General features: G+C 70.5%; 14 protein-coding genes. 13 read left to right on the top strand and 1 reads right to left on the bottom strand.

Translation table 11 applies throughout. From position 1 onward, the window contains the following. Positions 1-61 precede the first annotated feature (61 nt). Positions 62-811, bottom strand: coding sequence for an aspartate/glutamate racemase family protein (locus FIU83_RS14255; RefSeq protein ID WP_152484655.1), 750 nt, complete (start codon positions 809-811; stop codon positions 62-64). Positions 812-1,602: 791 nt separating this feature from the next. On the opposite strand from FIU83_RS14255, the gene puuE reads away from it, so the two are divergent. From puuE to FIU83_RS14190, 13 genes are all read left to right on the top strand, one after another. Then, positions 1,603-2,535, top strand: coding sequence for an allantoinase PuuE (gene puuE / locus FIU83_RS14250; RefSeq protein WP_152484654.1), 933 nt, complete (start codon positions 1,603-1,605; stop codon positions 2,533-2,535). 71 nt (positions 2,536-2,606) lie between these two features. Continuing rightward, positions 2,607-3,143 carry an ureidoglycolate lyase gene (locus FIU83_RS14245; RefSeq protein WP_152484653.1) on the top strand — a complete coding sequence of 179 codons (537 nt, stop codon included), beginning with the start codon at positions 2,607-2,609 and terminating at the stop codon, positions 3,141-3,143. Next, positions 3,140-3,982 (top strand): bifunctional allantoicase/(S)-ureidoglycine aminohydrolase, encoded by an 843-nt coding sequence (locus FIU83_RS14240; RefSeq protein ID WP_152484652.1) that lies wholly within the window; start codon positions 3,140-3,142, stop codon positions 3,980-3,982. Before FIU83_RS14245 ends, FIU83_RS14240 begins: the two co-directional genes overlap by 4 nt. Before the next feature lie 342 nt (positions 3,983-4,324). Further along, positions 4,325-6,100 (top strand): glyoxylate carboligase, encoded by a 1,776-nt coding sequence (gene gcl, locus FIU83_RS14235; RefSeq protein WP_152484651.1) that lies wholly within the window; start codon positions 4,325-4,327, stop codon positions 6,098-6,100. A gap of 159 nt (positions 6,101-6,259) precedes the next feature. Then, entirely contained in the window at positions 6,260-7,045 is a 786-nt protein-coding gene (hyi, locus tag FIU83_RS14230; protein WP_152484650.1) for a hydroxypyruvate isomerase, read from the top strand. A gap of 234 nt (positions 7,046-7,279) precedes the next feature. Further along, positions 7,280-8,167 carry a 2-hydroxy-3-oxopropionate reductase gene (locus FIU83_RS14225; protein WP_152484649.1) on the top strand — a complete coding sequence of 296 codons (888 nt, stop codon included), beginning with the start codon at positions 7,280-7,282 and terminating at the stop codon, positions 8,165-8,167. 202 nt (positions 8,168-8,369) lie between these two features. Further along, positions 8,370-9,695, top strand: coding sequence for a glycerate kinase (locus FIU83_RS14220; RefSeq protein WP_152484648.1), 1,326 nt, complete (start codon positions 8,370-8,372; stop codon positions 9,693-9,695). Beyond that, positions 9,692-11,182: a pyruvate kinase gene (pyk, locus tag FIU83_RS14215; RefSeq protein WP_152484647.1), complete on the top strand. Its 1,491-nt coding sequence runs from the start codon at positions 9,692-9,694 to the stop codon at positions 11,180-11,182. Before FIU83_RS14220 ends, pyk begins: the two co-directional genes overlap by 4 nt. A gap of 84 nt (positions 11,183-11,266) precedes the next feature. Further along, positions 11,267-12,016 carry a GntR family transcriptional regulator gene (locus tag FIU83_RS14210; RefSeq protein ID WP_152484646.1) on the top strand — a complete coding sequence of 250 codons (750 nt, stop codon included), beginning with the start codon at positions 11,267-11,269 and terminating at the stop codon, positions 12,014-12,016. Between the two features lie 109 nt (positions 12,017-12,125). Next, on the top strand, positions 12,126-12,938 hold the full coding sequence (modA, locus tag FIU83_RS14205; protein WP_152484645.1) for a molybdate ABC transporter substrate-binding protein: 813 nt from the start codon (positions 12,126-12,128) through the stop codon (positions 12,936-12,938). Further along, entirely contained in the window at positions 12,938-13,606 is a 669-nt protein-coding gene (gene modB, locus FIU83_RS14200; RefSeq protein WP_152484644.1) for a molybdate ABC transporter permease subunit, read from the top strand. Before modA ends, modB begins: the two co-directional genes overlap by 1 nt. Further along, entirely contained in the window at positions 13,599-14,771 is a 1,173-nt protein-coding gene (locus FIU83_RS14195; RefSeq protein WP_152484643.1) for an ABC transporter ATP-binding protein, read from the top strand. Before modB ends, FIU83_RS14195 begins: the two co-directional genes overlap by 8 nt. After that, complete coding sequence (locus FIU83_RS14190; protein WP_152484642.1) at positions 14,768-15,307, top strand: DUF192 domain-containing protein; 540 nt, start codon at positions 14,768-14,770, stop codon at positions 15,305-15,307. The genes FIU83_RS14195 and FIU83_RS14190 overlap by 4 nt, the downstream gene beginning before the upstream one ends. Positions 15,308-15,328: the final 21 nt, after the last annotated feature.

Raw genomic sequence — 15,328 nt, 5'->3', positions numbered from 1 at the left:
ATGCTGTCGTTGTGATTGTTCTCCGGCCCGCTCGGGGCCGGGGTCGCCTGCGCGGCGCGGTTTAACCGACCAGGCCGGCGCCGTGGGAGAGGTGCTCGAAGCGTCCGGTGAAGGCCTTGGCCCGCGGGAAGGCAAGATCGCCCACCTTGCTGGTGCCAAGCCCCAGGCCGACCAGCGCCTCGCCGAGCTTGACCGCGGCGGTCACGCCCTCGACCACCGGCAGGCCGACGGCGGCGCTGATCTCGTCGGTGAGGTCGGCCATGCCGCCGCAGCCCAGCACGATGGCGCCGATGCCGTCCTCGTCGCGGGCGCGGCGGCCCTCCTCGATGATGCGGGTGAGCGCGGCGTCGCCGTCGTCCTCCAGGTCGAGCACCGGGATCTCGGCGGCGCGGACCCGCCGGCAGTGGTGGCCGAAGCCGTACTGCTCGAGCAGGTGCTCGGCGATGATGCCGGTGCGGCCCAGGGTGGTGACCACCGAGAAGCGGGTGCTGATCAGCGTGGCCATGTGGAAGGCGGCCTCGGCGATGCCGATCACCGGGGCCCGGGTCAGCTCCCGGGCCGCCAGCAGGCCGGGGTCGCCGAAGCAGGCGATGATATAGGCATCCACGCCCTCACGCTCGCCGGCCATCACCTCCTCGAGCACCCCCACGGCGCTGATCGCCTCGTCGAAGTGGCTCTCGATGGAGACCGGCCCGTGTGCCGGCTGGGTGGCGGTGATGACGGTGCCGGGGGCGGCGATGCGCTGGGCGGCGGTGCCGATGGTGTCGGTCATGCCGCGGGTGGTGTTGGGGTTGATGACGCGAATCTTCATGGGGGGCTCGCTGCCTCGTTGTTTTTGTGAACAATGAATTTATTTCTTGTACACAAAATAGAATGGCAGGTTCGCCAGATCAAGTCCGACGCGTCGTGGGATGCCCCTTGGTAAGTCCTTTGAAATCAGCGACATGAATCATAATTAGAGAAAAAATCATGCCGGCATCTAGTGTATACATTCAAGTGGTGACATGCATATGAGCAGCATGTATACATTTTCTTTAAGCTAATGGATACCATATTGCCGACGGCGCCTCTCCCGGTCGCCGCGGCGATCCGGCGTTGACGTCGCCCCTCAGCGAGGGCGGTGGCGCGGGTGAGCCCGACGCGCTAGCGAGGACGGCAGCGGCCCCTTGGCGAAAGGCTTGATTTCTTGTATACAAGAATGGGGGCTGGAGGGCGTCCCCGAGTCCCCTCGGAGGAGAGGCGATGCACCTGCTGATGCTCAACGGCAACACCAACGCCGCCATGACCGATGCCATGGCCGCCCGGGTCCGGGCCTTTCTCGGCGAAGCGGTCGAGGTGGAGGCCGAGACGGCCGAGCGAGGCGTGGCCCATATCGGTTCGCCGAGAAAGCCCCTAGGCACGGCTGATCGACTCCCTGGAGGCCGGCCTGGCCCGGAGCCTGGCGTTGAGGCGGCTGGCCGCCGCTCCCGGGGAGGGGATCTTGCAACGCTAGTGGGTACACCCTATCCTTTAATTGTATACATTTGTTGTCACTCATGATGGACGCCGCCCGCCATCGAGCCAGCCCCTGACCACCGGCCCCAACAAGAAGGAAGCCACGCCATGACCTCACCGACCCGAGGGGACTATCCTCGCGACCTGATCGGCTACGGCCGCACGCCGCCCGAGGCCAAGTGGCCCGGCAAGGCGCGCATCGCCGTGCAGTTCGTCCTCAACTACGAGGAGGGCGGCGAGAACTGCGTGCTCCACGGCGACGAGGGCTCCGAGCAGTTCCTCTCCGAGATCATCGGCGCCGACGCCTATCCGGACCGCCACCTGAGCATGGAGTCGATCTACGAGTACGGCTCCCGGGCCGGCGTATGGCGGATCCTGCGCGAGTTCGAGCGTCGCGGCCTGCCGCTGACGGTGTTCGGCGTGGCCATGGCGCTGGAGCGCCATCCCGAGGTGGCCCAAGCCTTCCAGGAGCTGGGTCACGAGATCGCCTGCCACGGCTATCGCTGGATCCACTACCAGAACGTGCCGGAGAGCGTCGAGCGTGAGCACATGCGCCGCGCCATCGAGATCTTCCAGTCGCTCTACGGCGAGAAGCCGCTGGGCTGGTACACCGGCCGTGACAGCCCCAATACCCGCCGCCTGGTGCTCGACGAGGGCCACTTCCTCTACGACAGCGACTACTACGGCGACGACCTGCCGTTCTGGACCCGCGAGGCCGACAGCCAGGGCCGCGAGCACAGCCACCTGGTGGTGCCCTACACCCTGGACACCAACGACATGCGCTTCGCCGCGCCCCAGGGTTTCAACACCGCGGACCACTTCTTCACCTATCTGCGCGACGCCTTCGACGTGCTCTATGCGGAAGGCGAGGAGACCCCGAAGGTGCTCTCGGTGGGCATGCACTGCCGGCTGCTCGGCCGTCCCGGCCGCTTCCGCGCCCTGCAGCGCTTCCTCGACCATATCGAGGCCCACGATCGCGTCTGGGTCACCCGCCGCGTGGACATCGCCCGCCACTGGGCCGAGCACCACCCGGCGCCCTGATCCGGTGTCATCTTCGAGCTTGGGACGGGCGGTGCGCCGCCCGTCACCCCCTGCGACCCTCAGGAGCCGTCATGCTTGAACTCGAGGCCCAGCCCCTCACCCCGGAGGCCTTCGCCCCCTTCGGCGAGGTGATCGACACCCGCACGTCCGACTACTTCCCCATCAACGCCGGCCGCACCCGGCGCTACCACGACCTGGCCCGGGTCGAGACGCTGGGCGAGCAGGCCCGCGCGTTGATCAGCATCTTCGTCAGCCAGCCCGTCACGCTGCCGCTGGAGCTCGCCTTCCTGGAGCGCCATCCCCAGGGCAGCCAGGCCTTCGTGCCGATGCACGAGGAGCGCTTCATCGTGGTGGTGGCGCCGCCCGGCGAGGCCATCGCGCCGAGCGAGGTGCGCGCCTTCGTCACCGACGGCCGCCAGGGCGTCAACTACCGCGCCGGCACCTGGCACGCCATCCAGTCGGTGCTGGAGCGCGAGGGCGAGTTCCTGGTGGTCGACCGTGGCGGCGAGGGCAACAACTGCGACGAGTCCCCCATCGACATCCGCGTGACCCTGCCGCCAGGCGCGGCCGTCGCGCCGACCGAAAGCGAACAGGAGTCCACTTCATGAGTCAGCCGCGCCACCAGTACTACGCCCCTAAGGGCGGCCATCCGAGCCAGAAGGTGATGACCACCGACCGGGCCATGTTCACCGAGGCCTTCGCGGTGATTCCCAAGGGCGTCTATCGCGACATCGTCACCAGCAAGCTGCCCCACTGGGAGAAGACCCGGCTGTGGGTGCTGTCGCGGCCGCTCTCCGGCTTCGCCGAGACCTTCTCCCAGTACATCATGGAGGTCTCCCCGGGCGGCGGCAGCGAGCGCCCGGAGACCGACGCCGGCGCCGAGGGCGTGCTGTTCGTGGTGGACGGCGAGATGACGCTGACCCTCGAGGGCGAGAAGCATCGCATGGAACCCGGCGGCTACGCCTTCCTGCCGCCCGGCTGCGACTGGCAGCTGCGCAACGAGGCCGACGCCCCGGTGCGCTTCCACTGGATCCGCAAGGCCTACGAGGTCGTCGATGGCATCGACGTGCCGGAGGCCTTCGTCACCAACGAGAACGACATCGCGCCGACCGTGATGCCGGACTGCAACGAGGTGTGGGCCACCACCCGCTTCGTCGACCCGGACGACCTGCGCCACGACATGCACGTGACCATCGTCACCTTCCAGCCCGGCGGCGTGATCCCCTTCGACGAGACCCACGTCATGGAGCACGGCCTCTACGTGCTCGAGGGCAAGGCGGTCTACCACCTCAACCAGCAGTGGGTCGAGGTCGAGGCCGGCGACTACATGTGGCTGCGCGCCTTCTGCCCGCAGGCCTGCTACGCGGGCGGCCCGGGGCCCTTCCGCTACCTGCTCTACAAGGACGTGAACCGGCACATGGCGCTGCCCTACAGCCAGCGCCGCTGAGTTTCGCCATTCCTGCGCGACATGACGACACCCGCCAGCCGGCGGGTGTCGTCGTCTGGGGTGGCAGGGCCGGCATGTCACCAGTCGCGCCGCAGGATGGCATACACATTACCCTTGTCATGTCGACTGAGCCGGGGTGCGGTCCGGCCGATCCATGGGCGATCAGGAGAGGGTGTGGGGAGTATTTGACTCTCTATGCCACTGATATTTTGCGCTTTTTTTGGCGCAGAAAAATAAGTGGAAATATTTTCCAATAAATCTTGACGGGTCTCGGGGTGGCGCCTAATCTCTGTATACAGAAATATTTTCCAAATAATAAGATACGCCACTGGAGGACTCCTCATGGCTCGCATGACCGCCGCGGAAGCTGCCGTTCACGTGCTGCGCAAGGAGGGCGTCGAGGTCGCCTTCGGCCTGCCCGGCGCCGCCATCAACCCCTTCTACGCCGCGATGCGCGAGATCGGCGGCGTTGACCACGTGCTGGCCCGCCACGTCGAGGGCGCCTCGCACATGGCCGAGGGCTACACCCGTGCCCAGCCCGGTAACATCGGCGTGTGCATCGGCACCTCCGGCCCCGCCGGGACCGACATGATCACCGGCCTCTACTCGGCCTCGGCGGACTCCATCCCGATCCTCTGCATCACCGGCCAGGCGCCGGTGGGCAAGCGGCACAAGGAGGACTTCCAGGCGGTCGACATTGCGGCCATCGCCGGCCCGGTCACCAAGTGGGCCACCACCGTGCTGGAGGCGGCCCAGGTGCCGCGCGCCTTCCAGCAGGCCTTCCAGGTCATGCGCAGCGGCCGTCCGGGCCCGGTGCTGCTCGACCTGCCCATCGATGTGCAGATGACCGAGATCGAGTTCGATCCGGACACCTACGAGCCGCTGCCGGCCTACCGGCCCACCGCGAGCCGCGCCCAGATCGAGAAGGCGCTGGCCATGCTCGACGAGGCCGAGCGGCCGCTGCTGGTCGCCGGGGGCGGCATCATCAACGCCGATGCCGCCGACCTGCTCACCGAGTTCGCCGAGCTGACCGGCGTGCCGGTCATCCCGACCCTGATGGGCTGGGGCACCATCCCCGACGACCATCCGCTGATGGCGGGCATGGCCGGCCTGCAGACCTCGCACCGCTACGGCAACGCGACCCTGCTCGAGGCCGACTTCGTGATGGGCATCGGCAACCGCTGGGCCAACCGCCACACCGGCAACCTCGAGACCTACACCGCGGGTCGCACCTTCGTGCACGTCGACATCGAGCCGACCCAGATCGGGCGCATCTTCGGCCCCGACTACGGCATCGTCTCCGACGCCGGGGCGGCGCTCGCGCTGTTCATCGAGGTGGCCCGTGAGTGGAAGGCCGCGGGCAGGCTCAAGGATCGCAGCGCCTGGGCCGAGGCCTGCCAGGCGCGCAAGCGCACCCTGCTGCGCAAGACGCACTTCGACGACGTGCCGGTCAAGCCGCAGCGCGTCTTTGAAGAGATGAACAAGGCGTTCGGCAAGAACACCCGCTACGTCAGCACCATCGGCCTGTCGCAGATCGCCGGCGCGCAGTTCCTGCACGTCTACAAGCCGCGCCACTGGATCAACTGCGGCCAGGCGGGCCCGCTGGGCTGGACCATCCCGGCCGCGCTGGGCGTGCGTCGCGCCGACCCGGACACCGACATCGTCGCGCTCTCCGGCGACTATGATTTCCAGTTCATGATCGAGGAGCTGGCGGTCGGGGCGCAGTTCCACCTGCCCTACCTCCACGTGGTGGTGAACAACTCCTACCTGGGGCTGATCCGCCAGGCCCAGCGGGGCTTCGACATGGACTACCAGGTGCAGCTCGCCTTCGAGAACATCAACTGCCCGGAGATCAACGGCTACGGCGTGGATCACGTCGCCGTGGTCGAGGGGCTGGGCTGCAAGGCGATCCGCGTCACCGAGCCCGACCGGATCGCGCCGGCCTTCGCCGAGGCCCGCGAGCTGATGAGGGAGCATCGCGTGCCGGTGGTGGTCGAGGTGATCCTCGAGCGGGTGACCAACATCGCCATGGGCACCGACCTTGCCGGCATCAAGGAGTTCGAGGCGCTGGCCGAGAGCGTCGCCGATGCGCCGAGCTCGATCGCGGCTTTAACCTGAACCATACAGAGCAGACATGGGGCTGAACCGTCGACAAGCCTTCGAGGAGGCGCTGTGAACCCATCCATGGGCGCTACCGATGCCATCCCTGGCATAGGACCTCCTCTTCGGCTTGTCCCCGGTGCCCCACCACATGATTCATTGATCCAGGAGAGCGACATGGCCAAGTTCGCCGCCAATCTCAGCATGCTGTTCACCGAGGTGGACTTCCTCGACCGCTTCGAGGCCGCCGCGGACGCGGGCTTCAAGGGCGTCGAGTACCTCTTTCCCTATGACGTCGAGGCCGACGAGCTCAAGCGCCGCCTCGACGACAACGGCCTGACCCAGGTGCTGTTCAACCTGCCGGCCGGCGACTGGGGCGCCGGCGAGCGCGGCATCGCCTGCCACCCGGACCGCGTCGAGGAGTTCCGCTCGGGCGTCGACCGCGCCATCGCCTACGCCAAGGTCCTGGGCAACACCCAGGTCAACTGCCTGGCCGGCATCAAGCCCGAGGGCGTCAGCGACGACCAGGCGCGCCGGACCCTGGTCGAGAACCTGCGCTTCGCCGCCGAGAAGCTCCAGGCCGCCGGCATCCTGCTGGTCGCCGAGCCGATCAACACCCGCGACATCCCGGGCTTCTTCCTCAATCGCACCGAGCAGGCCCTGGCGCTGTTCGACGAGGTGGGCTCGAACAACCTGAAGCTGCAGTACGACATCTATCACATGCAGATCATGGAAGGGGATCTGGCCCCGACCATCGAGAAGCACCTCGATCGCATCGCCCACGTGCAGCTGGCCGACAACCCGGGCCGCCACGAGCCGGGCAGCGGCGAGATCCACTATCCCTTCCTGTTCGCGCACCTCGACCGCCTCGGCTACCAGGGCTGGATCGGCGCCGAGTACAAGCCCCGGGCGGGGACCCAGGAAGGCCTGGGTTGGCTGGACGATGTTAAGGCTGAACATTGAAGGCAGAAAGCGGTGACGGGACAGGGCAGCGGTCGGGATGAGCTATCCCGGCGTCAAGACGCCGCGAGGGCGCTGTGACCCCCTCCCTGGGCGCTACCGACGCCATCCCTGGCGTAGGACCCTCGCTTCGTCTTGTCCCCGGCGCTCATCCCTGAAGGCCCTGAGCGACACTTTCCGCACGACGACGAAGACTCACGACCCAACGTCAGCAAGTAACGTGACAGGAGTATCATCATGAGCAAGATCGGTTTTATCGGACTGGGCATCATGGGCCGTCCCATGGCGGGGCACCTGCTGGACGCCGGCCACGCACTGACCACCGTCAGGCGCGGCACCCTGGACGAGACCCTGGCCGCCAAGGGCATGCAGGCGCTGGACAACCCCAAGGCGGTCGCCGAGGCCTCCGAGGTGATCATCACCATGGTCCCGGACACCCCGGACGTCGAGGAGGTGCTCTTCGGCGAGGGCGGCGTGATCGAGGGGCTAAAACCGGGCACCCTGGTGATCGACATGAGCTCCATCGCGCCGATCCCCACCCAGGACTTCGCCAGGCGTGTCCATGAGGCGGGCGGCGAGTACGTCGATGCCCCGGTCTCCGGCGGCGAGGGCGGCGCCATCAACGCCGCCCTGACCATCATGGTCGGCGCCACCGAGGAGGGCTTCGAGCGCGCCACGCCGATTCTCGAGGTGATGGGCAAGACCATCACCCATATCGGTGGACACGGTGCCGGCCAGACCTGCAAGGTAGCCAATCAGATCGTCGTCGCCCTGACCATCGAGGCGGTCTCCGAGGGGCTGCTGTTCGCCTCCAGGGCGGGCGCCGACGTGGCCAAGGTGCGCGAGTCGCTGCTCGGCGGCCTCGCCCAGTCGAAGATCCTCGACGTGCACGGCGAGCGCATGATCGAGCGCACCTTCGACCCGGGCTTCAAGGTCAAGCTGCACCAGAAGGACCTCAACCTGGCGCTGGAGGGCGCACGCACCCTGAACCTCTCGCTGCCCGGCACCGCCAACGCCCAGCAGCTGCTCCAGGCCTGCGCCGCCCACGGCGGTGCCGACTGGGATCACGCCGGCATGGTCCGGGCCCTGGAGTCGCTGGCCAACCACGAGATCGGCCAGGACTGAGTGACGACCCGTCCCTCGACGGGGCGTGAGCTCTGCCCGTCGGCCATCACTGTGGGCCGACGGGTGACGGGGAGGTGACTGCTCCCTGACGGCAGGCGTCGGGTCGTCGCCTGCCGGATCGCCGCTGGCGATCGTTGCCCGGTGGTGGGGTCCCCCTGAAGTACCCGCCCGTCACCGGGCCTTTTTCGTGAAGGAGACGTCCATGAACACCCACAGCCCCCAGGCCCCCCACGGCGCGCTCGAGGCGCCGAGCGACTGGCTTCGCCGACTGGCGAACACCGCCATCGCGGCCGTGCATCCCGATACCCTGCTGCCCGAACGGCTCCCCGCGCCGCCCCGCGGTCGCACCGTGGTGGTCGGCGCGGGGAAGGCCGCCGCCGCCATGGCCGCGGCCCTGGAGCGCAGCTGGCAGGCCCACCAGCCCGAGGCGCCCCTCGAGGGCCTGGTGGTGACCCGCTACGGGCACGGTCCACAAGGGCCGGATAGCGAGTGCCGGCGCATCGAGGTCCTCGAGGCGTCGCACCCGATGCCCGACGACCTGAGCGAGCAGGCGGCGCGGCGCATGCTCGAGGCCGTGGCCGACCTGGGGGAGGACGACCTGGTGATCGCCCTGATCTCCGGCGGCGGCTCGGCGCTGATGACCCTGCCGGCACCGGGCGTGAGCCTGGCCGAGAAGCAGGCCATCAACAAGGCGCTGCTGAGAAGCGGCGCCCCGATCGGCGAGATCAACACCGTGCGCCGCCATCTCTCCGCCATCAAGGGCGGGCGCCTGGCGGCCGCCGCGCACCCGGCCCGGGTGCTGACCTGGCTGATCTCCGACGTGCCCGGCGACGAGGCCTCGCTGATCGCCTCCGGGCCGACCCTGCCCGACGCCTCCACCCCCGACGAGGCGCTGGCGATCCTGGAACGGCGCGGCATCGAGGTCTCCGCTGCGGTGCGCCGGCAGCTGGAGGCCAACCACGAGGCGCCGCGGCCGGACGATCCGGGCTACGCCCGCGATGAGAGCGAGATCCTTGCCCGCGCCCGGGACGCTCTGACCGCGGGCCGGGCCGCCGCCGAGGCCGACGCGGTCGAGGTGCGCCTGCTCGGCGACGACCTGGAGGGCGAGGCCCGCGAGCTCGGCCGCGAGCACGCTCGCCTGGCCCTCGAGGCCCAGGTCGGGCTCGAGCGGCCGCTGCTGATCCTCTCCGGCGGCGAGACCAGCGTGACCGTCCGGGGCGACGGCCGCGGCGGGCGCAACGTCGAGTACCTGCTGGGGCTCTTCGGGACCCTCAGGGGCGCCCCCGGCATCTACGCCGTGGCGGTGGACACCGACGGCATCGACGGCTCCGAGGACAACGCCGGCGCGCAGTGCGCCACCGAGGATTGGGGGCGGGCGCAGGCGGCGGGCCTCGACCCCGACGACTACCTGTCACGTAATGACGCGTATACTTTCTTCGAGGCCCTGGACGACCTGATCGTCACCGGGCCGACGCGCACCAATGTCAACGATTTCCGTGCCATCCTGGTACTGCCGAGGACCCCATGACGCTGCCGACTCACGCCCCGATTCACGCCCCCATCCGCCGCACCAAGATCGTCGCCACCCTGGGCCCGGCCAGCGACCGGGAGGGCGTGCTCGAGGCCATGCTCGAGGCCGGCGTCGACGTGGTGCGCCTCAACTTCTCCCACGGCTCCGCCGACGACCACCGCCAGCGCCTGGCGCGGGTGCGCGAGATCGCCGCGCGCCTGGGCAGGAGCGTCGCTGCCCTGGGCGACCTGCAGGGACCCAAGATCCGCATCGCCCGCTTCCAGGCGGGCGCCGTGACCCTCGAGGAGGGCCAGTCCTTCATCCTCGACATGGGCCTGGCCAGCGACCAGGGCGACGCCACCCGGGTCGGCTGCGACTACAAGACCCTGGCCGACGACGTCGCCCCGGGAGATCGCCTGCTGCTCGACGACGGCCGGGTGGTGCTCGACGTCAACCGGGTCGTCGACCACCTGATCCACACCAGCGTGGTGGTGGGCGGCAGGCTCTCCGACAACAAGGGCATCAACAAGCAGGGCGGCGGCCTCTCCGCCCCGGCGCTCACCGACAAGGACAGGGCCGACTTGAAGACCGCCGTGGACATCGGCGTCGACTACCTGGCGATCTCCTTCCCGCGCAGCGCCGCCGACATGGACGAGGCCCGCGAACTGCTCGGCGAGGCCGGGGCCGAGATCGGCCTGGTGGCCAAGCTCGAGCGCGCCGAGGCGGTGGCCAGTGATGAGACCCTGGACGGCATCATCCGCGCCAGCGAGGCGGTGATGGTGGCCCGCGGCGACCTCGGCGTGGAGATCGGCGACGCCCAGCTGATCGGCACCCAGAAGCGCATCATCAAGCATGCCCGCACCCTGAACCGCGCGGTGATCACCGCGACCCAGATGATGGAGTCGATGATCGAGTCGCCGCTGCCCACCCGGGCCGAGGTATTCGACGTGGCCAACGCCGTGCTCGACGGCACCGACGCGGTGATGCTCTCCGCCGAGACCGCCGCCGGCGACTTCCCGGTGGAGACCATCGCGGCGATGGACCGGGTCTGCCTGGGCGCCGAGCGCGAGCGCCGCGCCCAGGAGTCCGGCCACCGCATCCACGAGGGCTTCAGCCGCACCGACGAGACCATCGCGCTCTCGGCGATGTACGCCGCCAACCACCTGACCGGGGTGGCCGCCATCGCCTGCATGACCGCCTCCGGCTACACGCCGCTGATCGCCTCGCGCATCAGCTCGGGGCTGCCGATCATCGGCCTGGCCCACAACCCGGTGGCCCAGCGGCGCATGGCGCTCTACCGCGGGGTGGTCTCGCTGCCCTTCGACACCAGCGAGATGACCGCCGCCGAGCTCAACGACCGGGCCCTCGCGCTGCTGGTCCGCCAGGGCATCGCCGAGCCGGGCGACCACGTCATCCTCACCCGGGGCGACCACATGAACGCCCATGGCGGCACCAACACCATGAAGATCCTCGACGTGGGCACGGAGCACCGGGCCGAGGCGTGATCCTTGTATACGATAGGTGCCTCTGCTGTAGCCATTCTGGCGACGGAATGAGAAGCTGTCGGCAAACTATCGAGAGGAACCATCATGCACGAGGAGTGGCAGGAGGAGGTGCTGGCGGAGGTCAGGGCCGGGCGTCGCATCGGCGACCGTCGCATCGGCGACCGGGATATCGTCGACCAGGTGCGGCGTGCCGTGCTGATGCAGCGCCTGCCGCCGGGCACGCGCCTGCCGGAGGTGACCCTGGGCGAGGTGTTCGGGGTCAGCCGCTCGGTGGTGCGCAAGGCCCTCACTCGGCTCGCCTCCGAGCACGTGGTGGACCAGCGCCCCAACCAGGTGGCGCGGGTGCGCGCGCCGAGCATCGAGGAGACCCGCGAGACCTTCGCCGCCCGGCGCCTGGTCGAGGGCGAGGTCGCCGCGCTGCTGGCCGGCGGCCTCGACGCCGCCACGGCGGCGCGCCTCGAGCAGCAGGTCGAGCGCGAGATCGAGGCCCACGGGCGCGGCGACGAGCCGGCCCGCATCGAGCACTCCCTGGCCCTCCACCACCTGCTGGCCGAGGCCTCGCCGAACCGCGTGCTGGGCGCGATGCTCACCGACCTGATCCTGCGCACCTCCATCGTGATCGCCCTCTACAAGCGCCCGAGCCTCGGCTCCTGCTACCTGGAAGGGGATCACCCCGCGCTGCTCGACGCCCTCAGGGCGGGCGAGGGAGAGGCCGCCCGGCGGGCCGTCGCGGCGCACCTGGAGGGCCTCGAGGCGCTGCTCGACCTGAGCGTACGGGAGTCCCGCATCGACCTGATGGCGATCCTCGGCCAGGCCGACGGGGCCCGGGGCTGATCCGGCTCGAGGCGCCTCGAGACCGCCGCCGCGGCGGCGGCATCCGCCTTGTTCCGGGCGAGGACCTGGCCGACAATGCGGGCTCGTTGATCGGGCTTTGGACCTCGCCATGACCGCTGTGCTTCGCCTCGCTCTGGCCGCCTGGCTGCTGGCCAGCGCCGCTCCGGCGCTCGCCGGGCCGGCCACCGTGGCCGTCGCCTCCTCCCTGCAGTTCGCCTTTCCCGCGCTGGTCGAGCGCTTCCGCGCCCAGGGCGGGGCGCCGGTGCGGGTGAACTATGGCGCCTCCGGCAACTTCCGTCGCCAGATCGCCCAGGGGGCGCCCTTCGAGCTCTTTCTCTCGGCGGACGAACAGAGCGTGCTGGCCCTGCACCAGGCGGGCCACCTGGCGGACACCGGCGTGGTCTACGCGGTCGGCCGGCTGGCCTGGATCCAGCCCGCCGGGCGCGGCGCGCTGCCGAGCGAGTCGGCCCCCCTCGCCGCCGTCGAGGCGGCCATCGCCGACCATCGGGCGGGGGAGGGGCGCCCACGGGTGGCGCTGGCCAACCCGGAGCACGCCCCCTACGGCATCGCCGCGCGCCAGGCCCTCGAGCAGGCCGGGCTCTGGGCGGCCTCGGCGCCGCTGCGCGTGATGGGCGAGAACGTCTCCCAGGCGGCGCGCTTCGCCCTGGCCGACGAGGCCCGCGGCGGCCTGGTCGCCTACTCCCTGGCCCTGGCCCCGGCGCTTGGGGAGCGGGCCGAGCACGTGCTGATTCCCGCCGATCGGCACGCCCCGCTGCGCCAGCGCATGGCGCTGGTGCCCGACGCCGGCGAGGCGGCCCGCGCCCTCTACGCCTGGCTGCAGGGCGAGGAGGCCCGCGCGATCCTGGCGCGCTTCGGCTTCCAGCCGCCGAGCCCATCCCCGACCCCGGCGAGCGGCGCCTGATGGAGTGGACGGCGCTCTCGGTCTCGCTGCGCCTGGCCGGGCTCACCTGCCTGCTGCTGCTGCCGGCAGGGCTGTGGCTGGGCCGCGCCCTGGCGCTGTCACGCTTTCGCGGCCGCGCCCTCTGCGAGGCGCTGGTGGCGCTGCCGCTGGTGATGCCGCCCACGGTGCTCGGCTTCTACCTGATGCAGGCCTTCGGGGAGCAGGCGCCCTTCGGCGCCGCCTGGCAGTCGCTGACCGGCGGCGGGCTCAACTTCACCTTCACCGGCATCCTGCTCGCCTCGCTGGTCGCCAACCTGCCCTTCGCCGTCCAGCCGATCCAGCGCGCCTTCGAGACGATCCCCCCCAACCTGCGCGAGGCCGCCTGGTGCAGCGGCCTCTCGCCGGCCCAGACACTACTGCGCATCGAGCTGCCGCTGGTCTGGCCGGGGCTGGTCTCGGCCCTGGCGCTCACCTTCGCCCACACCCTCGGCGAGTTCGGGGTGATCCTGATGGTCGGCGGCGCCATCGACGGCGAGACCCGCACCCTCGCCATCGCCATCTACGACCGGGTCCAGGCCTTCGACGAGTCGGGAGCGGCGGTGATGTCGGCCATGCTGCTGCTGGTTTCCTTCCTGACCATCGGCGTGGTCTACGGGCTCGCCGGGCGACGCAGGTGGCGCCGTGGCTGAGTCGACGCCTTCCCAGGGGCCGGGGGCGAGCGGCGAGGGGCTGGCGGTCAGCCTGCACCAGACGGGGCCGATCCCGCTGGCCGCCGACTTCCACTGCGAGGCCGGGGAGCTGCTGGCCCTGGTCGGGCCCTCGGGGAGCGGCAAGACCACCCTGCTGCGGGCCATCGCCGGGCTCTACCGGCCGGCGAGCGGGGTCATCCGCTGCGCCGGGGAGACCTGGTTCGATGCCGCGTCGGGACGCTCGCGGCGCCCTCAGCGGCGCCGGGTGGGGCTGGTGTTCCAGGACTATGCGCTCTTTCCGCATCTGACCGCTCGGGACAACGTCATGGTCGCGCTTGATCACCTGCCCGCCGCCGAGCGCCGCCGGGCCGCCGAGCGGTGGCTCGCCCGGGTGCGCCTCGACGGCCTCGCCGAGCGTCACCCCGCGGCGCTCTCCGGCGGCCAGCGCCAGCGGGTGGCCCTGGCCAGGGCGCTGGCCCGCAACCCGCGGGTGCTGCTGCTGGACGAGCCCTTCTCCGCGGTGGACCAGGTCACCCGGCGCCGCCTGCAGCGCGAGCTGGCCCTGCTGCGCGACGAGATCCGCATCCCCATCCTGCTGGTCACCCACGACCTCGACGAGGCCGCCGCCCTGGCCGACCGGCTCTGCGTGCTGCACGCCGGGCGCAGCCTGCAGCAGGCGCCCGTCGAGACGCTCTTCCGGCGTCCCAGGAGCCCGGAGGTGGCGCGGCTGCTCGACCGTCACAACGTCTTCGCGGGCCGCGTGGTCGACGCCGCGGCGGGGCGCCGGCTGCAGTGGGGGCCCTGGCGACTGGAGGTGGCGCACGGCCTCGAGGGGCTGTCGCCGGGTCAGCCCGTCAGCTGGTACCTGCCGCCGTCGGACGTGGTGCTGCACCGCCGCGGCCGTCCCTCCCGGGGAGAGCGCGAGAACCCCGTCACGGGCCGGGTCGTGGAGATGGCGGTGCTGGGCGGCATCACCTATCTGGCGCTCGCCTTCGAACACTGCGACGATACCCTGCGCTTCGAGCTGCCCACCCACGCGGCACGCCGCAACGGCCTGGCCCGGGGCGAGCGGGTAGGCGTCTCGCTGCTCGCCTCGGGCATCCACCTGATGCCGGACGCCCCCGATCCGTTGCCTGTTCCCCCCAAGGCCGAGGAGGCCCAATGAACACGACCCGTCGCCAGCTGCTGCTGGGCCTGGCCCTCTTGCCCGCGGCCGGCCTGCTGACCCGCCCGCTCTCCGCCGAGCCCGACGAGGCCCCGGCGCTCGCGCGCGTGCCGCTGGTCATCCACGGCGAGCGGGGGCCGCAGCGCCTCGAGGTGGAGGTGGCCCGCAGCATTCGCGAGCGCAGCCGCGGCCTGATGGAGCGCGACCACCTCGCCGAGGGCACCGGCATGCTCTTCCTCTACCGTCATCCCCAGCCCTCGCGCAACGGCTTCTGGATGTATCGCACCCGGATCCCGCTGGACATCGCCTTCATCGACGAGGCGGGGCGCATCGCCGAGATCCACCGCATGACGCCCTGCACCGCCGAGGCCCCCGGCGACTGCCCGGTGACCCGCCCCGGCGTGCCCTACCGGGCGGCCCTGGAGGTCAACGCCGGTGCCTTCGAGGCGATGGGCGTGGCGGCGGGGGACTGCGTCAGCTGGCCGGGCGGCGGCGGGCTCTGCCCGGGCGAGGCCGGCGAGCCGCCGGCGTCCTGATCGCGCCGCGGGCGCCCCGCA

The sequence above is a fragment of the Halomonas sp. THAF5a genome (assembly GCF_009363755.1).
Classification (GTDB): Bacteria; Pseudomonadota; Gammaproteobacteria; order Pseudomonadales; family Halomonadaceae; genus Halomonas.
The sequence above is the reverse complement of the archived record's forward strand: the minus strand, read 5'-3'. Positions and strand labels throughout refer to the sequence as shown.